Annotated in this window: 22 protein-coding genes; 9 read left to right on the top strand and 13 right to left on the bottom strand. The window is 65.9% G+C overall.

All coding sequences use genetic code 11. The features are described from left to right. Positions 1-18: 18 nt before the first annotated feature. The 9 genes from AC1DYS_RS06880 to AC1DYS_RS06840 form a co-directional block, all read right to left on the bottom strand. Complete coding sequence (locus tag AC1DYS_RS06880) at positions 19-396, bottom strand: VOC family protein (RefSeq protein ID WP_477897408.1); 378 nt, start codon at positions 394-396, stop codon at positions 19-21. A 27-nt stretch (positions 397-423) separates the two neighbouring features. Next, entirely contained in the window at positions 424-1,038 is a 615-nt protein-coding gene (locus tag AC1DYS_RS06875) for a DUF1294 domain-containing protein (RefSeq protein WP_477897406.1), read from the bottom strand. A 19-nt stretch (positions 1,039-1,057) separates the two neighbouring features. After that, positions 1,058-1,639, bottom strand: coding sequence for a putative glycolipid-binding domain-containing protein (locus tag AC1DYS_RS06870; protein ID WP_477897404.1), 582 nt, complete (start codon positions 1,637-1,639; stop codon positions 1,058-1,060). A 36-nt stretch (positions 1,640-1,675) separates the two neighbouring features. Beyond that, entirely contained in the window at positions 1,676-2,146 is a 471-nt protein-coding gene (locus AC1DYS_RS06865) for a group II truncated hemoglobin (RefSeq protein ID WP_477897402.1), read from the bottom strand. A gap of 42 nt (positions 2,147-2,188) precedes the next feature. Beyond that, positions 2,189-2,689 (bottom strand): hypothetical protein, encoded by a 501-nt coding sequence (locus AC1DYS_RS06860; RefSeq protein ID WP_477897400.1) that lies wholly within the window; start codon positions 2,687-2,689, stop codon positions 2,189-2,191. Positions 2,690-2,946: 257 nt separating this feature from the next. Continuing rightward, complete coding sequence (locus tag AC1DYS_RS06855; protein ID WP_477897398.1) at positions 2,947-4,980, bottom strand: S9 family peptidase; 2,034 nt, start codon at positions 4,978-4,980, stop codon at positions 2,947-2,949. 102 nt (positions 4,981-5,082) lie between these two features. Beyond that, positions 5,083-5,445: a PspC domain-containing protein gene (locus AC1DYS_RS06850; protein ID WP_477897396.1), complete on the bottom strand. Its 363-nt coding sequence runs from the start codon at positions 5,443-5,445 to the stop codon at positions 5,083-5,085. A gap of 153 nt (positions 5,446-5,598) precedes the next feature. Further along, the gene (locus AC1DYS_RS06845; RefSeq protein WP_477897394.1) at positions 5,599-6,339 is read right to left on the bottom strand and encodes a hypothetical protein; all 741 of its coding nucleotides are present in this window, start codon (positions 6,337-6,339) and stop codon (positions 5,599-5,601) included. 77 nt (positions 6,340-6,416) lie between these two features. Beyond that, complete coding sequence (locus AC1DYS_RS06840; protein ID WP_477897393.1) at positions 6,417-7,343, bottom strand: LysR family transcriptional regulator; 927 nt, start codon at positions 7,341-7,343, stop codon at positions 6,417-6,419. 81 nt (positions 7,344-7,424) lie between these two features. Here AC1DYS_RS06840 and lysA point away from each other — a divergent pair, with 81 nt between their 5' ends. The 8 genes from lysA to kdpE all read left to right on the top strand — a co-directional run bounded on the left by lysA (position 7,425) and on the right by kdpE (position 17,861). Beyond that, complete coding sequence (gene lysA / locus AC1DYS_RS06835; RefSeq protein WP_477897391.1) at positions 7,425-8,648, top strand: diaminopimelate decarboxylase; 1,224 nt, start codon at positions 7,425-7,427, stop codon at positions 8,646-8,648. Between the two features lie 207 nt (positions 8,649-8,855). Beyond that, complete coding sequence (kdpF, locus tag AC1DYS_RS06830) at positions 8,856-8,948, top strand: K(+)-transporting ATPase subunit F (protein ID WP_477897389.1); 93 nt, start codon at positions 8,856-8,858, stop codon at positions 8,946-8,948. Continuing rightward, positions 8,945-10,735 (top strand): potassium-transporting ATPase subunit KdpA, encoded by a 1,791-nt coding sequence (kdpA, locus tag AC1DYS_RS06825; RefSeq protein ID WP_477897387.1) that lies wholly within the window; start codon positions 8,945-8,947, stop codon positions 10,733-10,735. The genes kdpF and kdpA overlap by 4 nt, the downstream gene beginning before the upstream one ends. Positions 10,736-10,740: 5 nt before the next feature. Next, positions 10,741-12,828: a potassium-transporting ATPase subunit KdpB gene (gene kdpB / locus AC1DYS_RS06820; RefSeq protein WP_477897385.1), complete on the top strand. Its 2,088-nt coding sequence runs from the start codon at positions 10,741-10,743 to the stop codon at positions 12,826-12,828. A 13-nt stretch (positions 12,829-12,841) separates the two neighbouring features. Further along, positions 12,842-13,420 carry a potassium-transporting ATPase subunit KdpC gene (kdpC, locus tag AC1DYS_RS06815; RefSeq protein WP_477897383.1) on the top strand — a complete coding sequence of 193 codons (579 nt, stop codon included), beginning with the start codon at positions 12,842-12,844 and terminating at the stop codon, positions 13,418-13,420. Between the two features lie 57 nt (positions 13,421-13,477). After that, positions 13,478-14,446, top strand: coding sequence for a magnesium and cobalt transport protein CorA (locus AC1DYS_RS06810; protein ID WP_477897381.1), 969 nt, complete (start codon positions 13,478-13,480; stop codon positions 14,444-14,446). Positions 14,447-14,454: 8 nt separating this feature from the next. Beyond that, positions 14,455-17,172, top strand: a complete 2,718-nt coding sequence (gene kdpD, locus AC1DYS_RS06805; RefSeq protein WP_477897379.1) for a two-component system sensor histidine kinase KdpD — start codon at positions 14,455-14,457, stop codon at positions 17,170-17,172. Further along, complete coding sequence (gene kdpE / locus AC1DYS_RS06800) at positions 17,169-17,861, top strand: two-component system response regulator KdpE (RefSeq protein WP_477897377.1); 693 nt, start codon at positions 17,169-17,171, stop codon at positions 17,859-17,861. The genes kdpD and kdpE overlap by 4 nt, the downstream gene beginning before the upstream one ends. A 28-nt stretch (positions 17,862-17,889) precedes the next feature. Here kdpE and AC1DYS_RS06795 read toward each other — a convergent pair whose 3' ends face one another. Genes AC1DYS_RS06795 through AC1DYS_RS06780 form a run of 4 tightly spaced genes read right to left on the bottom strand, consistent with a single transcriptional unit; the run spans position 17,890 to position 20,975 of the window. Then, a complete protein-coding gene (locus tag AC1DYS_RS06795; protein WP_477897375.1) occupies positions 17,890-18,912 on the bottom strand; it encodes a S49 family peptidase in 1,023 nt (340 codons plus the stop codon). Beyond that, the gene (locus AC1DYS_RS06790) at positions 18,909-19,298 is read right to left on the bottom strand and encodes a Rieske (2Fe-2S) protein (protein WP_477897373.1); all 390 of its coding nucleotides are present in this window, start codon (positions 19,296-19,298) and stop codon (positions 18,909-18,911) included. Before AC1DYS_RS06790 ends, AC1DYS_RS06795 begins: the two co-directional genes overlap by 4 nt. Continuing rightward, the gene (locus AC1DYS_RS06785; RefSeq protein WP_477897371.1) at positions 19,291-19,953 is read right to left on the bottom strand and encodes an HAD family hydrolase; all 663 of its coding nucleotides are present in this window, start codon (positions 19,951-19,953) and stop codon (positions 19,291-19,293) included. Before AC1DYS_RS06785 ends, AC1DYS_RS06790 begins: the two co-directional genes overlap by 8 nt. Beyond that, positions 19,950-20,975 (bottom strand): RluA family pseudouridine synthase, encoded by a 1,026-nt coding sequence (locus AC1DYS_RS06780; RefSeq protein WP_477899576.1) that lies wholly within the window; start codon positions 20,973-20,975, stop codon positions 19,950-19,952. The genes AC1DYS_RS06785 and AC1DYS_RS06780 overlap by 4 nt, the downstream gene beginning before the upstream one ends. Positions 20,976-21,581: 606 nt before the next feature. On the opposite strand from AC1DYS_RS06780, the gene AC1DYS_RS06775 reads away from it, so the two are divergent. After that, on the top strand, positions 21,582-24,599 hold the full coding sequence (locus AC1DYS_RS06775; protein WP_477897369.1) for an Rne/Rng family ribonuclease: 3,018 nt from the start codon (positions 21,582-21,584) through the stop codon (positions 24,597-24,599). The last annotated feature ends 56 nt before the right edge of the window (positions 24,600-24,655 follow it).

Below are 24,655 nucleotides of genomic sequence, written 5' to 3'. Positions count from 1 at the left end.
ACGGAGATGGCTGGGCTGTCAGGCCTCGGATGCGTGGCAGACCGCTTCGATGTTGTGCCCATCCGGGCCGATGACGAAAGCCGCGTAGTAGTTCGCGTGATAGTTCGGGCGCAGACCCGGCGCCCCATGGTCTTTGCCACCCGCCTCCAGCGCTGCGCGATAGAAGGCATCGACTTGCTGGCGACTCTCAGCCACGAACGCCAGGTGGAGATGCGCGGGCTTCTCCGCCGTTTGGCACAAGCACAGCGACACCTTGCCGTTCGGCTGGCTGAGCTCGACACCGTACGCAGGCGAGCCCTCCGACACAACGGCTACGCCGAGCGGTTTCAGTGCCGCGAGGAAGAACGCTTTGCTCGCTTCATAGTCGCTGACGCCGAATTTGACGTGATCAAACATGAGTTCTCCCAAGGTGTGTGGGTCTGGTCAGATGAGCGGCAGTGCGGCCTTGATGTACACGTGAAAGACGACGAAGGCAGCGACATTCGCAACCACGGTCACCCAGAAAGCACTGCGGAACGATGCCTTGCTTGATTTGTGACGAAGCAACTGCTGAGCCACGAGACCTCCCGGCCAACCACCGACGAGCCCAAGAAGCAACAATGACTTCTCCGACCAGCGCCACCGACCGGCCAGGGCAGCCCACTTGTCAGACGCGTATGCCATCAGGCAGACGATGCTGAGAGCGCCATAGGCTCCCGCAAACCAGATCGATACGCCGCGGGTCAACGCCAGAGCGATGTAGATGGCGATGAAGACAGGAATCGCGAGTGCGCTGACCCTGCTCCAGTGTGCTGGGGAGTCTCTTCTCGGTTGACGGCGCTTGAGCGGTGCACGCTCCACGCCAACATTTGAAGCGCGCTTCTTGCCTTCTCGGTTCAGTTCGACTTCGAAGGTGAAGCGCTGACCGATCTTCGGCGGGCGCAGCTGCGTCGGGACAGCGGAGACATGCAAGAAGATCTCCTGGCCGCCGTCAGTGGGCTCAATGAAGCCGAAGGCACGCTCGGCATCCCAAGATTTAAGTTGTCCCGAAAATCTCATGCTTGATCGGCGCTTCGGGCTAGTGGCCGCTCTTCACGCGGCGAAAGAGTTCCGGGTAGTCAAGCACGATGCCTTCGTCATCAACCGGAAGCTCCGCACGGAAGCCCGTTCCGTCAAGATTCTCGAAAAGATAGAGGCTGTCGGAAAGGCGCGTGTAGGCCTGCGGCTGCGCGTGGAAAGTGAGGTCGAGGGCAAATATCCACGCCATGCGGAAAAGGCGCCGTTCACCCACCTGCAACGGTTCGCGGCGGATCGGAAAACTGTTGGTGAACGGAGTGGGCCAGATGTCGATGTCTCTGCAACCGTCCAATTCATCAATGGCGCGGCCATCGCGATGCTGCCAACGACCGAGACCGTCAGTTTGCAGGCTGAGCGATCCGGTGAAGCGTGCTGTCTTGACGAGCAGCTCTGCGCTGCGGATCTGCCAATAAGCGTCCCAGTGAAGCTGATAGCTGAGTTGGAACGGGCCATGCTCGTCGTCGATCGCCAGGATGGTGCTGTCGGCCTCGCCCTCCCCCAGAAGAAGATGTTCGAGTCCGACTCCCTTCTGTTTCTCATTCCACGTGGGCGTCCAACAGATCGTTTGGGTTTGAGAGGCCATGATCGACTCTCCTGTTCAGTGCAGCAGGCGCCAAGCTCACCCCTGGTACGGGCCCTTCACTTCACCCCAGCCCCATTTCGGCATGGGTGCATGTTGATCAACGGTCGCGCCCGGCTGCGAGTTGATGACAGCAAGCCTCGATCCCCACTCCAGATAGCCCACGAGCGCTGAACGAAACTCCGGGTCATCCGGAAGCCCCAGCTCATCAGCCGTTGCAAGAAGCAGCTCGACCCATCGACGCCGCTTGTGTTGAGTGAGGTGACGATTCAGATGCTGCTGAATCATGCGTGGATGCCCACCATGGCGCGCGGAGTAGTCCGCGGGGCCGCCCAGAACCTCGGCCAGAAAGGCCGCCACATGCCCGGGATGATCTGCTCCCATGTGGGCAAAGACCGGCATCAGCAGTTCATCTTGATTCACATGCTCGTAGAAGCGCGTCGTCAGGCGATTCAAGGCATCGATTCCCCCCAGCCATTCGTAGAGGGTCGGCGGTCCAGAAGTCTGCATGCGGATACCTCTGCTGCGGTTCAACGTTTGAGATGAGATAGGTTACTTGCGCGTGTACATGCCGTCGAAGGCAACACTCCACTGGCCCTTTGCATCGGTGGACTCCCACAACTGCCTCACGCTTCCATTGGCATTGGGTGTCCATGTGATGCGATGCTTCGTGACCTGCGCATCGGTTGCGGTGGTTTGCCCCTCGAGCACCATGCTCCCACCACGCAGGCCACCTTCCAGTACCAGCAATGTGCCCGACGTATCGACCCAAGTCTGATGCCAGACTTTTCGTCCTGCATCGTATGTATTCAGGCTCTCGCCGCTGTAGCCGCGGTTCGTGTCATAGCGCTCATGAAGAACACACCCGTTGTACTCGCTCGAAATGCGATTGACTCCAGCGAGCTTGCCGTCCGGTGTGTGAACTTGCCATTCACCCAGCCAAAAATCGAACGCTCGATGCGCCGATGCTTCACAAGGAGATGCTGCCATGGCGCTTGTCGTCGAAAGAGCGGCGGTGAACACGAGGATAGCGACACATCTTTGAATGTTCATGGAGCCTCCAATTTCACTCTAGGCGGCATCACAGCCCCGTGATGTTTGCGGGGCTCCTGTGTCTGCCAGCCGGCATCCAGAGCACCTCATGTCTGACCGCCCCGGAATCTGCTTCTCTTTGCCAAGGGCCAAGTGACTTAAGCAGAACAAGCCACCGCATCTTCCGCAGTGCCCACCTTCATCAGGCGCAAAAGTGACTTTGCAGTACAGGCATACGAAGACGACCGTGGATGCTGACATGACGGCAGCTCCTTCATTCACTTCGCCTCAATCGCCGCCTTCAACCCAGGCGCGAACTCCGCGCCATGTTTGATCTGCGCCGTCGAGGCCTTCAGTGTCTCGCCGATGGGCTCGGCCCGGCCGCCCAGGCACTGCGCGAGGAAGTTCTCCGACACCGCGTTGAACGCGATGTTGTTGACCGGCCTAGCGAAGCCGTGGCCTTCGTCGGGGAAGAGCACGTAGGTCACGGGGATGTTCTTGGCGGCCATGGCGGCGACGATCTGGTCGGACTCGGCGACGTTGACGCGCGGGTCGTTGGCGCCCTGCCCGATGAGCAGCGGGCGCACGATCTTGTCGGCCGAGTAGAGCGGCGAGCGCTCCTTCAGCACGGCCTGGCCGGCTTCGGTGTTCGGGTCGCCCATGCGTTTGTACATCTGCTGCTTGAAGGCCTCCCAGTACGGCGGGATGGTCTTCAGCAGCGTGAAGAGGTTCGACGGCCCGACGATGTCGACGCCGCAGGCGAAGGCGGTCGGCGTAAAGGCCATGCCGGCCAGCGTGGCGTAGCCGCCGTACGAGCCGCCCATGATCGCGACCTTGTCGCGCGTGGTCACGCCGTTCTTCACGGCCCAGTCGACGGCGTCAAGCAGGTCGTCGTGCATCTTGCGGCCCCATTGCATGTCGCCCGCCGAGGTGAACTTCTTGCCGAAGCCGGTGGAGCCGCGGTAGTTGACCGACAGCACCGCATAGCCGCGGTTGGCCATCCACTGGTGATAGCCGTTGTAGCCGTAGTCGTCGCGCGCCCACGGGCCGCCGTGCACGAAGAGCACCATCGGCACCGGCTTGTCGGCCTTGCCGTCGCCGTTGGCATCGGCGGCCTTGGGCAGCGTGAGGTAGGACACCAGCGTCAGCCCGTCGCGGGCCTTGATCTCATGCGGGTACATCTGCACGAGCGGCGCCCCTTCGAGTTCGGGCCGGCTCACGAAGAGCTGCGTCAGGCGCTGGCCCTGGCGCTCGTAGAGCCAGGTGGACACGGCTGCGGTCACCGGGTCGATGGCCACGATCCACTTGTCGTCGGCATCGGTGCGCGAGGTGATGCTGAACTGGCCTGTCGTCTTGCCCTTCAGGAAGTCGACGTCAGCCTTCATCGCTGGGTCGAGCGCCACGTATTCGTTCTTCAGGTACGAGAGCAAATAGGCGGTCGCCACGCCTGTCTTCGGGTCGTAGACCGCATCGCCGATGTCGGCGCGCGGGTCTTGCGCGACGATGCGCGTCTGGCCCGAGGCCACGTCTTGCGCGACCAGCGCGGCCGTGTCGCGGCCGCGAGATTCGGTCCAGTAGAGCGTCTTGCCGTCGGCTGTGAAGCCGAGCGGGTTGGTGGTCTGCGAGTCTTCGAGGCCCACCTCGGCCATGGGTTTGGCTTCAACCTTGCCGCCGGTCATGCGGTAGTAGTCGGTGCCGCCGTCATCGCGCGACTTCTCGGCGATGCGCAGGTTGAGGTCTTCGTCGCTGATGAAGCCGCCGTAGCCGTCGTTCTGCTGCACCAGCGTGAGCTTGGCGGTGGCGAGGTCGAGGCTGTAGACGTCGTGCCAGCGCGGGTCGCGGTTGTTGATGCCGACGAGGATGCGGTCCTTCACCTTGCGGCTGATGTTGATCACCTGCACACGGGTTTTCTCGAAGGGCGTGAAGTTGCGCTGTGCGCCGCTCGCCACGTCGACACCGTAGAGCAAAAAGTTCTCGTCGCCGCCCTTGTCGTTGATGAAGAGCACGGACTTCGAGTCGGGCGACCAGAAGGTGGTGCGGATCGGGCGCAGCTTCTCCGCCGTGACCGCGCGGGCCTGGCTCACGTCGTTCACCGGCGCGACCCACACGTTGAGCACGCCATCACGCGGCGCGATCCACGAGAGCCACTTCCCGTCGGGGCTGATGCGGCCGCCCGTCTTGGTGGGGTTGCCGAAGAACTTGGCGCGCTCGATCAGGGGCACGTCGGCCGCCGGCTTGGACGGGTTCTGCGGCGCAACGCTGCAGGCCACGGTGCTGGCCAGTAGCAGCACCGACAAGAGAGAACGGATCATGGACACCTCGTGAGTGATGTGCGGCGCCCGGGTCGGCGCCGGAAGAACTGCGTTTGTACCTCACGCAACGGCCCGCGCGATGCACCAAGCACACCAAGCGCGCTACGCGACGGGCTGTCCGCCCGAGGTCCGGTGGAAGCCAGGCTCGTCCAGGGGCACGAAGATCCACATCAGCACATAGAAGAGCACGCCGGTTCCGCCGCACACCGCCAGCAAGGTGAAGATGAGGCGCCAGATCCAGGTGGCCATGCCGGTGATCTTGCCGATGCCGCTGCACACGCCGCCGAGCCAGCGCTCGTCACGGCTGCGGCGCATTGCGTTCACGGCGGCGACGGCCGGGGCTTCGGGTCGGGCCGACGCCACCCCGTTCAGCACGCGCGCCTTGGCGCGGGCGAATTCATCGTCGGACAGCACACCTTGGCTGTGCAGTTGGCCGAGGCGGGCCAGTTCGTCGCTCATGCTCATGTCGCATCTCCTGAAGGTTGAGAGCCATCAGGTTAGCGATTGCATCGCTGCGCACCAGCAGCGTGCGACAGACTGCACCTGGGAGCGACAGGGCCGCAAGATTGGCGGAGCGGCTGCCTTCCCCGGCACCGCTCTCGGCGTTAGGGACTTGCCTTACTTGCGCCGGCCGAAGAGCCCGCGCCAGCCGGCCGGCTCGTCGCGCGCGGCGGGGTGGCTGCGCGTGACCATCAAGCTGCCGGTGAGGTACAGCGCATTCAGCAGCCGGGCAGCGCGCTGCGGGCTCATGCCGGGCCAGGCAGCGATGTCTCGCAGCGAGGCCGAATCCTGGCGCAGGCGAACGGCGGCAGGTTGCAAAGCGCCCAGCGCGCCGGGCAGGTCTTCGATGCGGCCGGACAAGCGGTAGGCCGCCTTGCCACCGATCTCGTTCAGCACGTAGTCGCGTGGGCCGTTGAGCGCGACGGCCCACAGCAGCTTCGCGATCGGGCGGTATTTGTCGGCCGCGGCCACCAGCTCATGGCGCGAGTGGCCAGGCGGCATGATGCCGGGCGGTTCGGCGCTGATCAGCGTCAGCTTTGAAAGCGAGGTTTCGGCGGCGATGTCAGTCACGTCGACCGGCGAGTGGTAGATCTCTTGCCGCGGGAACAGCGTGACCGGCCAGACGTAAGGCCCGTGCGCCAGATAGAGCAGCGCGGCCTCGCGGTTGCGGATGCAGGCGGCGACGACCTCGACCACGTCGTTGGCGGCAGGGTTCGCTTCCAGGCGCTGCAGGTCGGCCAGCAGCGTGGTCGGCAGCAGCGTGGGCCGGTCGAAGTTGAGGCCGGGCGAGTCCTCGCCCGCCTGCCGTGCGCGTTCGAAAGCGCTGATCCGCCAGAGAGTCGAGTCGAAGTCGCGCATGGGTCGGATACTAGTCCGACCCGCCTGATTCGTGACTTATTCCCGGAAAGTCTACAGGTTGATGCAATTTCGGGCGGTCAGCGCGGCCGCCGGGACAGATCCCGAAGACTGGCCTGCAGCGTGCTTGCCGCCTGTTTCAGGCACCTCACGAACGCCTCGCGCAGCGGGCTGGCCGGGCGCAGCTGCGGCACCACCAGGGTCACCGCGAACGGGATGGACACCGACAGCGGCCGCACCTGCAGGCCGGCGCCGGCGAGCTCCATCGCCGTCAGCGGGTTGACGATCGCCACGCCCAGGCCCTGCCGCACCAGGGCGCACACCGAGGCGGCGCTGGCCGTCTCGAGCGCCAGCCGGCGGCGCACGCCCTGCTGCTCGAACATCTCGTCCACCAGCAAGCGATACGGGTCGGCCGGTGCGAAGCTCACGAACGGCAGGTCGGCGAAATCCTTCGGTTTGAGCACGCGTTTGGCCAGCAGCGGGTGGCCGTCGGGCAGCACGCACACCTCGTCGGCCTGCAGCAGCGGGGTAAGCGCTGTGGCCGCCGGGGCGTGGATGCGCTCGCACAGCCCCAGATCGAAGCGCTGCTCGGTGAGCCACTCTTCGAGCAGCGGCGACTCCTGCGGCGTGATGCTGATGCCCACCTGCGGATGGGCGGCCGCAAACAGCTGTGTGGCCTGCGGCAGCAGGCCGTGCGCCAGCGCCGGCAGGCAGGAAATGGCAAGGCGGCCCTGGGTGAACTCGCGCAATGACTTGGCGGCCGAGGCGATGCGGTCGAGCCCCAGGTAGGAGCGCTGCACCTCTTCGAGCAGCGCCAGCGCCTGCGCCGTGGGGCGCAGCCGGCCCCGCACGCGGTCGAACAGGTTGATCTGCAGGAGCTGCTCAAGCCGCGCGAGCTCGCGGCTCACGGTGGGCTGCGAGCTGTGCAGCGCGAGGGCCGCCTGGGTGACGTTGCCGGTGTTCATCACCGCGCGGAACACCTCGACCTGGCGATGCGTGATCTTCATCGATCCAGCATATCAAGAATGAATAGATGGCCGACAAACAAGTAATTTTCAGAATGCCTCGCCCACGGCACCATGCAGGCCATGAACCCATTCAGCCCCTCCACGCTGCGCGCCATCGCGCAAACCCATGGCACCCCCGTCTGGGCCTACGACGCTGCCACCATCCGCGAGCGCATCAACGCGCTGCGCGCGTTCGACACCGTGCGCTTCGCACAGAAGGCCAACTCGAACACGCACATCCTGCGGCTGATGCGGCAAGAAGGCGTGCGGGTCGACGCGGTGTCACTGGGCGAGATCGAGCGCGCGCTGGCCGCGGGCTACACCGCGCCGGGCATCGTCTTCACCGCCGACCTGTTCGACCACGCCACGCTCGCCAAAGTGGTGGCCGAGAAGATCGACGTCAACGCCGGCTCGATCGACATGCTGTATCAGCTCGGCGCGCTGTCACCCGGCCACCGCGTGTGGCTGCGCATCAACCCCGGCTTCGGCCACGGCCACAGCAACAAGACCAACACCGGCGGCGAGCACAGCAAGCACGGCATCTGGCACACCGACCTGCCGGCTGCGCTGGCGGTGATCCGCCAGCATGGCTTGAAGCTCGTCGGCCTGCACATGCACATCGGCTCGGGCGTCGACTACTCGCACCTGGAGCAGGTGTGCAGCGCGATGGTCGAGATGGTCGGCCGGGTGGACGTGCCCATCGAGGCCATCTCGGCCGGCGGCGGGCTGTCGATCCCCTACCGCGCCGGCGAACCCACCATCGACACCGCGCACTACTTCAGCCTGTGGGACGCCGCCCGCCGGCAGATCGAGCAGCAGCGCGGCCACAAGCTGCACCTCGAGATCGAACCCGGCCGCTACCTCGTCGCCGAATCGGGCGTGCTGGTGGCCGAGGTGCGTGCCACCAAGCAGATGGGCGGCAACCATTTCGTGCTGGTCGACGCCGGCTTCAACGAGCTGATGCGGCCGTCGATGTACGGCAGCTACCACGGCATCGAGCTGCTGCCTGCAGATGACACGCCGCGCCCGGTGCAGCCTACCGTGGTGGCCGGCCCGCTGTGCGAGTCGGGCGACGTGTTCACGCAGGGCGAAGGCGGTGTGGTGCTGACGCGTGACCTGCCGCGGGCCCAGGTGGATGACCTGATCGTGTTCCACGACACCGGGGCTTATGGGGCGTCGATGTCGTCCAACTACAACTCGCGGCCTTACATCGCCGAGGTGCTGGTGGATGGCGACACGGCGCGCCTGATCCGGCGCCGGCAGACGGTGGATGAATTGCTGGCGCTGGAGCGTGTCGAAGGTTGAACGGCGGCGATCAGCGAGGCTCGTTGATACCGTTTTTATACGGCGCCCCACAACTTTGACGACATCTTGATGCGCTGATTCCTACGATTCCTTCATCTTGTGATGGAGGTTGTCGATGGACATCGCGTATCTGGCGCTGGTCGCCGCGTTCTGGCTGATCCTGGCCGCCATGACCAAGGGCTGCGCCCGGCTCGGAGGGCCCAAGCCATGAGCTGGCTCTACGTGCTGGGCAGCGTCGTGTCGATTGCGCTGCTGGTCTACCTCGTGGCTGCCTTGTTGCGGCCGGAGGACTTCTCGTGAGCGGCCACGCTTGGGCTCTCCTCGCAGCGTTCAGCGTGGTGCTGCTGTTGCTGGCGTTGCCAATGGGCCGCTACATCGCCCATGTGATGACCGGCCAGTTGCGCTTCGCAAGCCGCATCGAACAGCCACTGTTCCGCCTGTGCGGCATCAAGCCGGAAGTCGAGATGGGCTGGCTGCAGTACGCGCTGGCCATCTTGCTGTTCAACCTGCTGGGCGTGTTCGCGCTCTATGCGCTGCAGCGCCTGCAGCTGTGGCTGCCGCTCAACCCGCAGGCCTTCGGCAATGTGTCGCCCGACTCGGCGCTCAACACCGCCGTGGCCTTCATCAGCAACACCGACTGGCAGGGTTACAGCGGCGAACAGACCATGAGCACCCTGACCCAGATGCTGGGCCTGGCGGTGCAGAACTTTCTGTCCGCCGCCACCGGCATCGCCGTCGTGATCGCGCTGATCCGCGGCTTTGCGCGCCACTCGGCGCAAGGCATCGGCAATGCATGGGTCGACCTGACGCGCGTCACGCTGTGGATCCTGCTGCCGATCGCGTTCGTGTCGGCGCTGTTCTTCGTGCAGCAAGGCGTGGTGCAGAACTTCGACACCAACAAGGATGTGACGACCATCGAAGCCACGCACTACCAGGTGCCCAAGCTCGGTGCCGACGGCCAGGCGCTGAAGAACGACCAGGGCCAAGTAGTGATGGAAGACAAGACCTCGGCGGCGCAGACGCTGCCGATGGGCCCGGTCGCCTCGCAAGAAGCCATCAAGATGCTTGGCACCAACGGCGGCGGCTTCTTCAACGCCAACTCAGCGCACCCGTTCGAGAACCCGACGGCGCTGAGCAACTTCGTGCAGATGCTGCTGATCTTTTTGATCCCGGCCGGCCTGTGCTTCGCCTTCGGCCGAATGGTGCAGGACCCTCGCCAGGGCTGGACGGTGGTGATCGCGATGTTCGTGCTCTTCGTGGCCGGCGCCATCGCGGCGATGAACTTCGAGCAACAGGGCAACCCGCAGTTCGTTTCGCTGGGTGTCGACCAGTCGGTGAGCACCGCGCAGCCGGGCGGCAACATGGAAGGCAAGGAAGCGCGCTTCGGCATCGCCGCGTCGGCCCTCTTCGCCACCGTCACCACCGACGCATCCTGCGGCGCCGTGAATGCGATGCACGACTCCTTCACGCCGCTGGGCGGGCTGGTGCCGCTGGTCAACATGCAGCTCGGCGAGGTGGTGTTCGGCGGCACCGGCACGGGCCTGTACGGCATGCTGATCTTCGCCATCCTCGCAGTCTTCATCGCGGGCTTGATGATCGGCCGCACGCCCGAGTACCTGGGCAAGAAGATCGAGGCGCACGAGATGAAGATGAGCTCGATCGCCATCCTCGTGACGCCGCTGCTGGTGCTGCTGGGCACCGCCATCGCGGTGATGAGCGAGGCGGGCCGTGCCGGCATCGCCAACCCGGGCGCGCATGGCTTCTCGGAGATCCTGTACGCCCTCACCTCGGCCGGCAACAACAACGGCAGCGCCTTCGCGGGGCTGTCGGCCAACACGCCGTTCTACAACGTGCTGCTGGCGGTGGCGATGTGGTTCGGCCGCTTCGGCGTGATCGTGCCGGTGCTGGCCATCGCCGGCTCGCTGGCCGCGAAGAAGCGCATTGCCGTGACCCCTGGAACCATGCCCACACACGGCGCGCTGTTCGTCGTGCTGCTGATCGGCGTGGTGCTGCTCGTCGGCTTGCTCAACTACGTGCCGTCGCTCGCGCTCGGCCCCGTGGTTGAACACCTCGTTCTCAGGAAGTGACCCTCATGCGCACCACCTTCACCCTGTTCGACCCCAAGCTGGTGAAACCGGCGATCGTCGACTCGTTCAAGAAGCTCGACCCGCGCGTGCAATGGCGCAACCCGGTGATGTTCGTCGTCTACGTCGGCAGCATCATCACCACGCTGCTCGCCGCCCAGGCCATCGGCGGCCAAGGTGAAGCCCCGCCAGCGTTCATCCTCGCCATCACGCTGTGGCTGTGGTTCACGGTGATCTTCGCTAACTTCGCCGAGGCCATGGCCGAAGGCCGCAGCAAGGCGCAAGCGGCCTCGCTGCGCGGCCTGAAGAAGGAGACCTGGGCCAAGAAGATGGAAGGCCCGGCCTATGGGGCCAAGTGGCACCCGATGGAGTCGCAGAACCTGCGCAAGGGCGACATCGTGTTGGTGCTCGCCGGCGACGTGGTACCGGCCGACGGCGAGGTGACCGAAGGCGTGGCCTCGGTGGACGAGAGCGCCATCACCGGTGAGTCGGCCCCGGTGATCCGCGAATCGGGCGGCGACTTCTCGGCCGTGACCGGTGGGACCCGCGTGCTGTCGGACTGGATCGTCGTGCGCGTGACCACCAACCCGGGTGAGACCTTCGTCGACCGGATGATCGCGATGGTCGAGAACGCCAAGCGCCAGAAGACGCCGAACGAGATCGCGCTGACGATCCTGCTGGTGGCGCTGACCATCGTGTTCCTGGTCGTCACGGTGACCTTGCTGCCCTTCTCGCTGTTCAGCGTGGACATGGCCAAGGCAGCGGGTGTGGCCTCTCAGCCCATCACCGTGACCGTGCTGATCGCGCTGCTGGTGTGCCTGATCCCCACCACCATCGCGGGCCTGCTCTCGGCCATCGGCGTAGCGGGCATGAGCCGCATGATGCAGGCCAACGTGATTGCGACCTCAGGCCGTGCCGTCGAGACCGCGGGCGATGTGGACGTGCTGCTGCTCGACAAGACCGGCACCATCACACTCGGCAATCGCCAGGCATCGACCTTCCTTCCGGCACCGGGCGTGAGCGAGAGCGAACTCGCCGACGCGGCGCAACTCGCCTCGCTGGCAGACGAGACGCCCGAGGGCCGCAGCATCGTGGTGCTGGCCAAGCAGAAGTTCAATCTGCGCGAGCGCGACCTGCAAGCGCTGAACGGCCAGTTCGTTCACTTCTCGGCGCAGACGCGCATGAGCGGCGTGGACCTGCCGGCCACCCAAGGCGCGCGCCAGGTGCGCAAGGGCGCAGCCGAAGCGATCCGCAAGCATGTCGAAGCCCTGGGCGGCGCTTTTCCGCCTGCACTGAGCACGGCGGTGGACGACGTGTCGCGCCGCGGCAGCACCCCGCTGGTCGTGGCCGACGGGGCCAAGGTGCTCGGCGTCATCGAGCTGAAGGACATCGTCAAAGGTGGCATCAAGGAGCGCTTTGCCGAACTGCGCCGCATGGGCATCAAGACGGTGATGGTGACCGGCGACAACCGGCTCACCGCCGCCGCCATCGCAGCCGAAGCCGGTGTCGACGACTTTCTTGCCGAGGCCACGCCGGAGCAGAAGCTCGCACTCATCCGCCAGTACCAGGCCGAAGGCAAGCTGGTCGCGATGACCGGCGACGGCACCAACGACGCGCCGGCGCTGGCGCAGGCCGACGTCGCCGTGGCGATGAACTCCGGCACGCAGGCCGCCAAGGAGGCCGGCAACATGGTCGACCTCGACAGCAACCCGACCAAGCTGATCGAGGTGGTGGAGACCGGCAAGCAGATGCTGATGACGCGCGGCTCGCTCACGACCTTCAGCATCGCGAACGACATCGCGAAGTACTTCGCGATCATCCCGGCCGCCTTCGTCACCACCTACCCGCAACTCGCCGCACTGAACGTGATGCATCTGGGCAGCCCATCGTCGGCCATCCTGTCGGCGGTGATCTTCAATGCGCTGGTGATCATCTTCCTGATCCCGCTGGCGCTGAAGGGCGTGAAGTACCGGCCCGTCGGCGCCGCGACGCTGCTGCGCCGAAACCTTGCGGTGTACGGCGTCGGCGGCGTGATCGTGCCGTTCATCGGCATCAAGCTGATCGACCTGGTTCTCGGCGTCGCCGGCCTCGTCTGAACTGGAGCTGAAGATGAAAAACCTGATTCGCCCGGCCTTGAGCCTCTTCGTGCTGCTGACTGCCGTGACCGGCGTCGCCTACCCGCTGCTCGTCACCGGTGCAGCTCAGCTTGCCTTTCCTGCGCAGGCGGCCGGCAGCCTGGTGGTGAGAGACGGCAAGCCCATCGGCTCCAGCCTCATCGGCCAGAACTTCGCCGACCCGAAGTATTTCTGGGGCCGCCCATCGAGCACCGCACCGATGCCCTACAACGGCACCGGCTCCGGCGGCTCGAACCTCGGGCCGCTGAACCCGGCGCTGGTGGACGCGGTGAAAGGCCGTGTCGACGCACTCAAGTCGGCCGACTCGGGCAACACCGCGCTCGTGCCGGTCGACCTCGTCACCACCTCGGCCAGCGGGCTGGACCCGCACATCAGCGTGGCTGCCGCCGAGTACCAGGCGGCTCGTGTGGCCCGCGTGCGCGGCATGGCGCCCGAGGCCGTGCGCAAACTGGTCGAGCGCCACACCGAAGGCCGCATGCTGGGCTTTCTGGGCGAGCCGCGCGTCAACGTGCTGGCACTCAACCTCGCGCTCGATGCCGCTGGCAAGCCCTGAGCATGCGCAGTTGAAATCGGCGCAAGAATGGCGCAGAAGCCAACGGGAGAGAACACCATGCTGATCAACTGCGTTGCCTACCAGGAAGGAAAGAAGCTCGCCGACATCAGCGTCGCCGACATCAGCAAGCACGTCTGCCGGCCCGACTGCTTCGTGTGGGTGGCCCTGCGCGATGCGAGCGATGACGAGCTGGCCACCATGCAGCAGGAGTTCGGCCTGCACGACCTGGCGGTGGAAGACGCACGCCACGGGCACCAGCGCCCCAAGGTCGAGGAGTACGGCGACACGCTGTTCGTGGTGATGCACTCGGTGGAGTTCAGCGCCATCGACGAGCTGTGCGTCGGCGAGCTGAACGTGTTCGTCGGCCGCAACTTCGTGCTCTCGGTGCGCAACCGCAGTCAGCACAGCCTGCTAGGCGTGCGCGAACGCGCCGAACGCGAGCCGCACCTGCTGCGCCATGGTGCCGGCTTCGTGCTCTATGCCTTGATGGACGCGGTGGTCGACCGCTACTTCCCCGTCATCGACGCGATGGAAACCGAGCTCGAAGGCATCGAGGGCCAGATCTTCGACCGCGGCGCCGCGCGCCTGAACATCGAGCACCTGTACGGCCTGAAGCGCCGCATCATGGTCGTCAAGCACGCGGTGACGCCGCTGATGGAGTCGACCGGCAAGCTTTCGAGCGGCCGCGTGCCCTCGGTGTGCGAAGGTAGCCGCGAATACTTTCGCGACGTCTACGACCACCTGCTGCGCATCAACGCCACGCTCGACACACTGCGCGACACCATCGGCACTGCCATCCAGGTGAACCTGGCGATGGTAACCATCGAAGAGTCCGAAACCACCAAGCGTCTGGCGGCCTGGGCCGGCATCTTCGCGGTGGCCACCGCGTTCGCCGGCATCTGGGGCATGAACTTCGAGCGCATGCCGGAGCTGAAGCTGCCGTACGGCTACCCGATGGCGCTGGGCCTCATCGTCGTGGCCTGCAGCGTGATGTACTGGCGCTTCAGGAAGGTGGGCTGGTTGTAGTGGCCGACGTGACGGACCTCCGACCCGACCCCGATGAACTGCTCGCACGCCTGAAGCAGGAAGAGGTGCAGGCGAAGCGCGGCAAGCTGAAGATCTTCTTCGGCGCCTCGGCCGGCGTCGGCAAGACCTACGCGATGCTCTCCGCAGCACGCGCGCTGCGTGCGCAAGGTGGCGACGTGGTGATCGGCTTGGTCGAGACCCATGGCCGCGCCGAGACCGAGGCCCTGGTCGATGGCCTGCAGCGCCTGCCGCTGAAAGAGGTGGCCTACCGTCAGCGCACGCTGAAAGAGTTCGACCTCGACGCGGCGCTCGCGCGCCGGCCGCAGCTCGTGCTGGTCGACGAGCTCGCACACTCCAACGTGGCCGGCTCGCGCCACCCCAAGCGCTGGCAAGACGTGGAAGAGCTGCTTGGTGCCGGCATCGACGTCTGGTCGGCCATGAACGTGCAGCACCTCGAGAGCCTGAACGATGTGGTGAGCGGGATCACCGGCATCCGCGTGTCGGAAACGGTGCCCGACCGCGTGTTCGACGAGACCGACGAGGTGGTGATCGTCGATCTGCCGCCCGACGAGCTGCTGCAGCGCCTGAAGGAGGGCAAGGTCTACCTGCCACAGCAGGCCGCCGCGGCGGTGCGCAACTTCTTCCGCAAGGGCAACCTCATCGCGCTGCGTGAGCTGGCGCTGCGCCGCACTGCCGACCGCGTCGACGACGAGATGCTGCAGTACCGCCGCACGATGGCCGCGCCGCCGGTGTGGCAGACGCGCGAAGCGCTGCTGCTGTGCATCGGCCCCGACGAGCGGTCTGAAAAGCTGGTGCGCGCCACTGCCCGCATGGCAACCCAGCTCGACGTGCCCTGGCATTGCGTGCACGTCGAGACGCCGAAGCTGCAGCGCCTGCCGGAGGCAGCGCGCCAGCGCGTGCTGCGCCTGCTCAAGCTCGCGCAAGACGCAGGCGCCACCACGGCCTCGCTGAGCGGGCAAACGCTGGCCGCCACCGTGGTGAAGTACGCGCACGAGCACAACCTGTCGCGTGTGGTGCTGGGCCGCGACACCGGGCGCCTGCCGCGGCCGTGGCGGCCGACGCTGGCCGAGGCGGTCGGCCGTCAAGGCAATGACCTCGACGTCATTCAGATCGCGCTGCCAGCCCGCGAGCGCGGCGCGACTGTCCCGCCCTCAAGTTCGCTATCGCAGACCGACCCGGCCCAGCCGTGGCAGCCATACGCCTGGAGCGCTGCGATCTGTGCTGCCGTCACGCTGCTCACCGCACCGCTTCACTCGAAGCTGGAGCTCGCCAACATCGTGATGGTGTTCCTGCTCGCGGTGGTGCTGGTGGCCGTGCGCTTCGGGCGTGGGCCGGCGGTGATGGCCGCCTTTCTGAGCGTGGGGGCGTTCGACTTTTTCTACGTGCCCCCGCGCTTCACCTTCAACGTGGGCAACGCCCAGTACCTGCTGACCTTTGCAGTGATGCTGGTGGTCGCGCTGCTCATCGGCCAGATGACCGCGGGGCTCAAGTTCCAGGCGCGTGTGGCCACGCAGCGGGAGGAGCGTGTCAGCGCGCTGTATGCGATGTCACGCGACCTGTCCGGTGCGTTAATGCCGGAGCAGGTGGCCGAGATCGCTGCGCGCTTCCTGCGGTCGGAGTTCGAGGCGCGCTCCGGCTTGCTGGTGGCCGATTTGCAGGACCGTGTCGCACCGCCCTTGCCGCTGTCGTTGCCTGGTTTCGAGCCAGCCACCAACATCGACCTCGGTGTCGCGCAGTGGGCTCATTCCCACGCACAAGCGGCCGGGCACGGCACCGACACCCTGCCCGGCTCGCAGGTGCTGTACCTGCCGCTGAAGGCGCCGATGCGCGTGCGCGGCGTGCTGGCCATCGAACCGAAAAATCCTGCCCGGCTGATCGGCCCCGAGCAGCGCCGCCTGCTCGACACCTGCGCGTCGCTGCTCGCCATCTCGCTGGAGCGCATCCACTATGTGGACGTGGCGCAGAGCACCACGCTGCAGATGGAATCGGAGCGGCTGCGCAACTCGCTGCTGGCCGCCATCTCGCACGACCTGCGCACGCCGCTGGCGGCGCTCGTGGGCATGGCCGATTCGCTGGCGCTGGTGGAGCCGGCGCCGACCGGTGCGCAAGGCGAGATCGTCACCGGCATGCGCGAGGCTGCGCTTCGCATGAACGCACTGGTCAACAACCTGCTCGACATGGCGCGCCTGCAGGCCGGCCCAGTGCAGCTCAACCGCCAGTGGCAGCCACTCGAAGAAGTGGTGGGCAGCGCGTTGAAGGCGATGAGCGGCTCGCTCGACCTCAGCCGCGTGCGCGTCTCGCTGCCCGAGGACTTGCCGCTGCTGGATGTCGATGCCGTGCTGCTCGAGCGCGTGCTGTGCAATCTGCTTGAGAACGCGGTGAAGTACACGCCGGCCGGCAGCGCGATCGAGATCAGCGCGCGGGCCTCGGACGCGCATGTCACGCTGTGTGTTGACGACCATGGGCTGGGCCTGCCCAAGGGGCGCGAGGAAGCGATCTTCGAGATGTTCGAACGCGGCCGCAAGGAGAGTGCCGCACCCGGCGTCGGCCTGGGCCTGGCGATCTGCCGCGCCATCGTGCAAGCGCACGGCGGCACGATCCGCGGGGAGACGCGGCCAGGCGGCGGCGCGCGCTTCAGCGTCAAGCTGCCGCGTGGCACGCCACCCAGCCTGGATCGCATCGAAGCGGACAATGTCGAGACATGAGTGAACCGATCGTCAAGGTGTTGGTGGTGGAAGACGAAGCGGAGATTCGCCGCTTCGTGCGCCTGTCGCTCACAAGAGAAGGCTTCGAGGTGCACGAAGCCGACGGCGTGCAGCGCGGGCTGATCGAAGCCGGCACGCGCCATCCCGACATCGTGATCCTCGACCTCGGCCTGCCCGACGGCGACGGCGTCGACCTGATCCGCGACCTGCGCACCTGGTCGGACGTGCCGGTGCTGGTGCTGTCGGCCCGGACGACCGAGGCAGACAAGATCGCCGCACTGGATGCGGGGGCCGACGACTACCTGGTGAAGCCTTTCGGTGCCGGTGAATTGCTGGCCCGTGTGCGCGCCCACCTGCGCCGACGCGCAGCGGGTGCCACCGCAGGCAGCACCTCGCTGGAGTTCGGTGACATGAAGATCGACCTGGGGCGCCGCACGGTTGAGCGCCAAGGCGAGCCGCTGCACCTAACGCCCATCGAATACCGGTTGCTGACGCACCTGGCCGCTCGGCCAGACTGCGTGCTCACGCACCGCCAGGTGCTCAGCGCCGTGTGGGGAGCGAACCACCTGGAAGACACGCACTACCTGCGTGTCTACATGGGCCACCTGCGGCGCAAGATCGAGACGGACCCGTCACAACCGCGCCACCTCGTCACCGAGACGGGCATCGGCTACCGCTTCGTTCCCTGAGATTCGTCGCCTATTCGTGCGCTGAACTTCAGCGGATCGAACCCATGCTGCGCATGGCCTTCACCGCGCCCGCGCCGATCGACGCACCGAAGCGCTTGGCGAGGCGCTCGGCCACGTTGTCTTTCGGGGTGTAGTCGATGATGTCTTCGGCCTTCACCACTTCGCGTGCTACGTAGTCGAGGTTGCCCAGGTGATCGGCGAGGCCGAGCTTGACGGCTTCTTCGCCGTTCCAGAACAGGCCTGAGAAAGTGTCGGCCGATACCTTGAGACGCTTGCCGCGGCCCTCTTTGACGACCTTGATGAACTGCTGATGGATCTGGTCGAGCGTGGCCTGCGTGTAGGCGCGTTGCTTGTCGGTCAGCGGAGAGAACGGGTCACCGATGCCCTTGTTCTCGCCGGCCGTGATCAGGCGGCGCTCGACGCCGAGCTTTTCCATGGTGCCGGTGAAGCCGAAGCTGTCCATCAACACGCCGATCGAGCCGACGATGCTGGCCTTGTCGGTGTAGATCTCGTCAGCCGCCACGGCGATGTAATACGCCCCCGAGGCGCACTCTTCCTCGACCACCGCGTAGACCTTCTTCTTGTAGAGCGCCTTGAGACGGCGGATCTCGTCGTTGACGATGCCAGCTTGCACCGGGCTGCCGCCGGGTGAGTTGAAGCGCAGCACCACAGCCTGTGCACCGTCGTCCTCGAACGCGGCCTTCAGCGCGGCAACCAGCACCTCGGCGCTGGCTTCGCCATCGGCTGCGATCTCGCCACGCACCTCGACCAGCGCGGTGTGCGGACCACTCGGCGCGGCCGCATGGTTGCGCGCATTGAGTGCGGCCCAGAACAGCACGGCGAACAGGCCAATCCACATCAGGCGGAAGAAAACGCGCCAGCGACGCTCGGTGCGGCGGTCGGCCAGGTAGTCCTTGGCGAAGGCGGCCATGGTCTGGTCCCAGCCTGGCGCGGCAGGCGCGGCGGCTGCAATCGGCACAGCGGGAGCCGGCACGGCTGGCGCTGCCGCAGCCGGTTCGGCTGCCGGCGGAATATCGTCTTGGGGGTTCATTCGAAGAGCACAGGTTGGGTGTCGCGGGAAGGATACCAATACACCTGCCCATCACGCTCGATCACCTGGATCGAGGTGAGCTTGCCGCGACCGCAGGGGCCACCGGCGCAGCGCCCGGTTTGGGGCTCGTACACCGCGCCGTGGATGGAGCACATGATGAATTCCTTGCTGCTGTCGAGAAACTCACCGGGCTGCCAATCCATCTCGGTCGGCACGTGCAAGCAGCGGTTCAGGTAGGCGACGATCTGGCCGTCGAAGCGCAGCGCAAAGGCGCGCGCCGGCTCGCGGTAGTGCATCACGTCAAAGACGAGGGCCGCGCCGCGCTCGGTGAGCTGGTCTGCGGCGCACAGGTGCTGTGGTGGCGGGAGTGTTGCGGCTTCAAGCATGGCGGGCCAGCCAGCCGCTGAGGTCACCCACCGAATGCGCAATGTGCAGCGGCGAGAAGGCGGCGAAGGTCTCAGGCGTGTGGGCCCCGTAGCTCACGCCCACGCTGGCCGCGCCGGCGTTGATGGCGAGCTGCAGGTCGTGCGTGGTGTCGCCGATCATCAGCGTGCGCTCGGGCTCGACGCCGAACTCGCGCATCAGCTCCAGCAGCATCATCGGGTGGGGCTTGGAGGCCGTTTCGTCGGCGGTGCGCGTGGCGTCGAACACGCCATGCAGCTCGACGCTGCTGAGCGCTTCGTCCAGGCCCTTGCGAGATTTGCCCGTGGCCACCGTCAGCCAGTGGTTGCGTGCCTTGAGCGCCTTCAGCATCGGCAAGGTGCCGTCGAACAGCACGATCTCGTGCTGGCGCGCGAAGTAGTGATGGCGGTAGCGTGCGCCGAGTTCGGGATAGCGCTCGCGCGGCAAGCCGGGCGCGGCGTGTTGAAGGGCCTCGATCAGGCCCATGCCGATCACGTAACTCGCGTCCTTGTCGCTCGGCACCGGCACGCCGACGTCGGCACAGGCGGCCTGGATGCAGCGGGCGATGAGCGCGGTGGAGTCGAACAGTGTTCCGTCCCAGTCGAAGGCGATGAGGTCGAAGCGGCGGGGTCGGGTCATGATGATGCGGATCGGATGGAAGCGAGCGCCTCGATGAAGACGTCGCATTCGGGTGGCAAGGGTGCCTCAAATTCCATGCCCTCGCCTGTGGCGGGGTGCTCGAAGCGCAAGCGTCGGGCGTGGAGAAACATGCGGTCGAAGCGGTGACCGCTGGCGGCGTCACCTTTGGCCAAGGCCTTGTTGGCGGCGAAGTCGCCATATTTTTCGTCACCGGCGATGGGGTGGCCTTCGTGCGCCAGATGCACGCGGATCTGGTGGGTGCGGCCGGTCTTGATGGTGACGTCGAGCAGCGTGAAGTTGGCGAACTTCTGCGCGACCTTCACCAGCGTGATCGAGCGGCGACCGTCTTCGTTGTCCTGATCCACGGTGCGAACGCGGCGCTCGCCCTCGGCCGTGAGGAACTTGTGCAGCGACACGTCGATCACCTTGCGGCTCGCAGGCCAGGTACCGATCACCAGCGCCGAATAGGTTTTGCCCGTCTCGCGGCTGCGGAACTGTTCCTGCAGCGCCACCAGCGCCGAGCGCTTCTTGGCGATCAAAAGCAGGCCAGAGGTTTCCTTGTCGAGCCGGTGGACCAGCTCCAGGAACTTGGCCATGGGGCGGGCCTGGCGCAATTGCTCGATGACCCCTGAACTGACGCCGCTGCCGCCATGCACTGCCACGCCGGCGGGCTTGTTGATGGCGATCAGGTGTTCGTCTTCGAAGACGACGGGGAATTCGCGGGCCGGCGCTGCCGGCGCCGAGGTCTTCTCGGCCACCCGCACCGGCGGCACGCGCACCATGTCGCCCAGTTCCAGGCGCGTATCGGCAGCAGCTCGGCCCTTGTTGACCCGCACTTCGCCCGAACGGATCACCCGGTAGACATGGGTCTTGGGCACACCCTTGAGCAGCTTGACCAGGAAGTTGTCGAGCCGCTGCCCCTGTGAGCCTTCGTCGATCTCGACCGTGTGCACGGCGGGCTTGGGCGAGGCCTCGCGGGCATTTGCCGCTGGCCCGTTTTTGGCCCTTATAATGCGTTGCACCACGTTTTCGCTGTAAGTGATTGATTTATCTGAGTTTACGTCGCACCTGCGGCGCTCCTCAGCCAAGCACACGGTAGAACACGCGGCGGCGAAGCCGAAGGCCTAGCCACAAGGTGATGCAACGCACCCGGCGTGCGGCGGGTCTGGCCCCCAAGTGACCAGACAGCTGGCAACCCGGTGCGGCAGAGAAACAAGAACGAACCCTGCAAAAAAGGTTTCCAGGCGGGAGACAGCGGATACAGCCAGCGCCACAAGCGCGGCATGAATTCAAGTCTCCCACCCGCGTCCAAGTGATCAAAGCGGATGTTGTTCCCGGCCCCCACCCCACACTGTCCCTCGCGCGCTCGTCGTGCTGGCAGCGCCGTGGCTCGGTCCCGAACACGAGCCTCACGGCCCACCACTGTGCCCACTGCCACGCATGCGCCAACGCTGCCAGACGGGCCACCGATCCACTGATCGGCACCCCGTCACCGCAGTCCAGGGCGATTCCTTCCGGTTCATTCACGTTTCTCGTGCATCGATGAGTCGCCCCTGATTTTTCAGTGGCGGCATGTTGAGTGAGTTGCCCCTACCGCACACAGCGGAGGAGGCGACCAAGGAGCGCACATGAAACGCATGCTGATCAACGCGACGCAGCAAGAAGAACGTCGCCTGGCCATCGTCGATGGTCAAAAGCTGATGGACTTCGAAACCGAAATCGAAGGCCGAGAGCAACGCAAGGGCAATATCTACAAGGCGGTCGTGACCCGCGTCGAGCCGTCGCTCGAAGCCTGTTTCGTCGACTACGGCGAAGACCGCCACGGCTTCCTGCCGTTCAAGGAAATCTCGCGCAACTACTTTCGTGAAGGCGTGGACGTGCGGACCGCACGCATTCAAGACGCCATCAAGGAAGGCGACCAGCTGCTCGTGCAGGTCGAGAAGGAAGAGCGCGGCAACAAGGGCGCAGCACTGACCACCATGGTCTCGCTGGCCGGCCGTTACCTGGTGCTGATGCCCAACAACCCCCGTGGCGGTGGCGTGTCGCGCCGCATCGAGGGCGAAGACCGCGAAGAGCTGAAGGAAAACCTCGACCAGCTCGAGTACCCCAAGGGCATGAGCCTGATCGCCCGCACGGCTGGCATCGGCCGCACCGCGCCCGAGCTGCAGTGGGACCTGAACTACATGCTCAAGCTGTGGAGCGCCMTCGATGGCGCAGCACAGGCTGGCAAGGGCGCCTTCCTGATCTACCAGGAATCGTCACTGGTGATCCGCGCGATCCGCGATTACTTCACCGCCGACGTCGGCGAGATCCTGATCGACACCGACGACATCTACGACCAGGCGCAGCAGTTCATGAGCCATGTGATGCCGGAGTCGGCATCGAAGGTCAAGCGCTACCGCGACGACGCGCCGCTGTTCAGCCGCTTCCAGATCGAACACCAAATCGAGACCGCGTTCTCGCGCACGGTGAACCTGCCTTCGGGCGGCGCCATCGTGATCGACCACACCGAAGCCTTGGTCTCGGTCGACGTGAACTCGGCCCGCTCGACGCGCGGCTCCGACATCGAAGAAACCGCCACCCGCACCAACCTCGAAGCCGCCGACGAAATCGCGCGCCAGATGCGGCTGCGCGACCTGGGCGGCCTGATCGTGGTCGACTTCATCGACATGGAAGAGTCGAAGAACCGCCGCGACGTGGAGAACCGCCTGCGCGACGCGCTGCGCCAAGACCGCGCCCGCGTGCAGTTCAGCTCGATCAGCAAGTTCGGCCTGCTCGAACTGAGCCGCCAGCGCCTGCGTCCGGCATTGAGCGAAGGCAGCCACATCACCTGCCCGCGCTGCAACGGCACTGGCCACATCCGCGACACCGAATCGAGCGCACTGCAGATCCTGCGCATGGTCCAGGAAGAGTCGATGAAGGACAACACCGCCGCCGTGCACGTGCAGGTACCGGTGGAGGTGACCTCGTTCCTGCTGAACGAGAAGCGCACCGAAATTACCAAGATCGAACTGAAGCAGCGCATCACCGTGCTGCTGGTGCCGAACAAGCACCTGGAAACACCGAACTACCGCCTGGAGCGCCTGCGCCACGACGACCCGCGTCTCGAGAACCTGCAGGTCAGCTACTCGATGATCGAGGAGCCGGACGATGAAGTTGGCATCACCCGCCGAGAGAAGACCAAGGCCAAGCAGGAGCCGGTGATCAAGGGCATCCTGCCCGAGACGCCCGCACCCATCGTCGTGCCCAAGCCTGAGCCGGTTGTGGCTGCGCCGACACCGGTCGCTGCGCCCGTGGCGGCGGCAGCGCCTGTCTCGTCGGGTGGTGGCTTCTTTTCATGGGTGAAGAAACTCTTCGGCACGAGCGAACAGCCCGCACCGGTGATCGCTGAGCCAGCCGTCAAGGCGCCAGCGACCGACAAGCAGGAACGTGGCGAAGGTCGCGGTGACCGCAATGGTCGCGGTGGCCGTGGTGGTCAAGGCGGCCGTGACGGTCGCGGTGGCCGTGGCGAGCGCGGCGGCGAACGTGCAGAACGCGGTGGTGAGCGCAGCGGCGGCCGTGATGGCCGTGGCCGTCGCAACGAGCGTGGTGACAAGCCGGAAGAAGTCAGCGCAGAGGCGCCAGCCCGCAGCGAAGACCGCAGCCGCCGCCAGGAAGCACGCAGCGATGCGCCGCCAGCCGAAGGCCGCGGCGAACCACGCCAGGAAGGGCGCCGTGGCCCGCGCCCCGAGCGTGGTGAGCCGCGCCGCCAGCCCGCTCCAGAGACGGTGACCGACGAGGCGACGCAGGTGCGCGCCTTCGTCGACACGGTGCCGGGTGGCGACGCCCCAGAAACCGCCACTGCTGAAGCCCAGGGCGAACGCACCGGCCGCCGCCGCAACCGCCGTGGCGGACGTGGCGGGCGTGACCGTGACGAGACCCGTCAAGGCGAAACCGCAGAAGCGGTATCGACCGACGACACCGCACAGCCAGCCCTGCCGCTCGAAACCGCGAATGAATCAGCTGAGCCGGTGACGGCTGACGCAGAGGGCGCTGTACCGGCAGCCGAAGGCGCGGAACGTGGTGAGCGCGACGGTCGTCGCCGTGGCCGTGGCCGGGGTCGTGACCGCCAGCGTCGCGAGGAAGGTGCAGAAGGCACGGCAGCTGTCGACGCCTCAGCTGTTGATGGTCAAACCGCTGACATCGCAGTGGACGAGCCGCGTGCCGTGATCGCGGCGCAGGTCGAAACCGCGGAGCCGGTGATTGCTGCCGAAGCCGAGCCGGTTCCAGCCACGCTGGCTGAAGCACAACCGGAACCGACCCCGGCACCGGTGTCCGCGCCCGTGGTGACGGCCGCGCCGCCCGCTCCCGTTGCGGTAGCTCCCGCACCCGAAGCAGTTCACGCACCTTTTGTGCTGCCGACCGAGCAACTGCAGTCGGTAGCCGAATCCGCCGGCTTGCAATGGGTGAACTCGGACGCCGAGAAGATCCGTGCAGTGCAAGAAGCGATGGCGCGTGAGCCCAAGCCAGTGCATGTGCCACGCGAGCCCAAGCCACTGGAAGCAGTGGATGAAGGTCCGCTGGTGCTGGTGGAGACTCGCAAGGATCTGTCTCAGATCAAGCTGCCATTCGAGACCGCACAAGGCGGCTCGCAACCTCAGGCCTGAAGAACGGGGCTTCATCCAACGAAAAGGGCGCACCACGGTGCGCCCTTTTTCATTCC

The organism is Rhizobacter sp. P2_G4 (assembly GCF_056403575.1).
Note: the sequence above shows the minus strand (reverse complement) of the source record. Positions and strands in the feature narration are given on the sequence as shown.

What these genes read in the sequence shown, in the direction of transcription:
- AC1DYS_RS06795 (WP_477897375.1), bottom strand. Translation starts at nt 18,912, where the DNA reads ATGAACCCCCAAGACGATATTCCGCCGGCAGCCGAACCGGCTGCGGCA.
- AC1DYS_RS06870 (WP_477897404.1), bottom strand. Translation starts at nt 1,639, where the DNA reads ATGGCCTCTCAAACCCAAACGATCTGTTGGACGCCCACGTGGAATGAG.
- AC1DYS_RS06880 (WP_477897408.1), bottom strand. Translation starts at nt 396, where the DNA reads ATGTTTGATCACGTCAAATTCGGCGTCAGCGACTATGAAGCGAGCAAA.
- AC1DYS_RS06855 (WP_477897398.1), bottom strand. Translation starts at nt 4,980, where the DNA reads ATGATCCGTTCTCTCTTGTCGGTGCTGCTACTGGCCAGCACCGTGGCC.
- kdpF (WP_477897389.1), top strand. Translation starts at nt 8,856, where the DNA reads ATGAGCTGGCTCTACGTGCTGGGCAGCGTCGTGTCGATTGCGCTGCTG.
- kdpE (WP_477897377.1), top strand. Translation starts at nt 17,169, where the DNA reads ATGAGTGAACCGATCGTCAAGGTGTTGGTGGTGGAAGACGAAGCGGAG.
- AC1DYS_RS06810 (WP_477897381.1), top strand. Translation starts at nt 13,478, where the DNA reads ATGCTGATCAACTGCGTTGCCTACCAGGAAGGAAAGAAGCTCGCCGAC.
- lysA (WP_477897391.1), top strand. Translation starts at nt 7,425, where the DNA reads ATGAACCCATTCAGCCCCTCCACGCTGCGCGCCATCGCGCAAACCCAT.
- AC1DYS_RS06785 (WP_477897371.1), bottom strand. Translation starts at nt 19,953, where the DNA reads ATGACCCGACCCCGCCGCTTCGACCTCATCGCCTTCGACTGGGACGGA.
- AC1DYS_RS06790 (WP_477897373.1), bottom strand. Translation starts at nt 19,298, where the DNA reads ATGCTTGAAGCCGCAACACTCCCGCCACCACAGCACCTGTGCGCCGCA.
- kdpB (WP_477897385.1), top strand. Translation starts at nt 10,741, where the DNA reads ATGCGCACCACCTTCACCCTGTTCGACCCCAAGCTGGTGAAACCGGCG.
- AC1DYS_RS06875 (WP_477897406.1), bottom strand. Translation starts at nt 1,038, where the DNA reads ATGAGATTTTCGGGACAACTTAAATCTTGGGATGCCGAGCGTGCCTTC.
- AC1DYS_RS06845 (WP_477897394.1), bottom strand. Translation starts at nt 6,339, where the DNA reads ATGCGCGACTTCGACTCGACTCTCTGGCGGATCAGCGCTTTCGAACGC.
- AC1DYS_RS06840 (WP_477897393.1), bottom strand. Translation starts at nt 7,343, where the DNA reads ATGAAGATCACGCATCGCCAGGTCGAGGTGTTCCGCGCGGTGATGAAC.
- AC1DYS_RS06850 (WP_477897396.1), bottom strand. Translation starts at nt 5,445, where the DNA reads ATGAGCATGAGCGACGAACTGGCCCGCCTCGGCCAACTGCACAGCCAA.
- AC1DYS_RS06865 (WP_477897402.1), bottom strand. Translation starts at nt 2,146, where the DNA reads ATGCAGACTTCTGGACCGCCGACCCTCTACGAATGGCTGGGGGGAATC.
- kdpC (WP_477897383.1), top strand. Translation starts at nt 12,842, where the DNA reads ATGAAAAACCTGATTCGCCCGGCCTTGAGCCTCTTCGTGCTGCTGACT.
- AC1DYS_RS06860 (WP_477897400.1), bottom strand. Translation starts at nt 2,689, where the DNA reads ATGAACATTCAAAGATGTGTCGCTATCCTCGTGTTCACCGCCGCTCTT.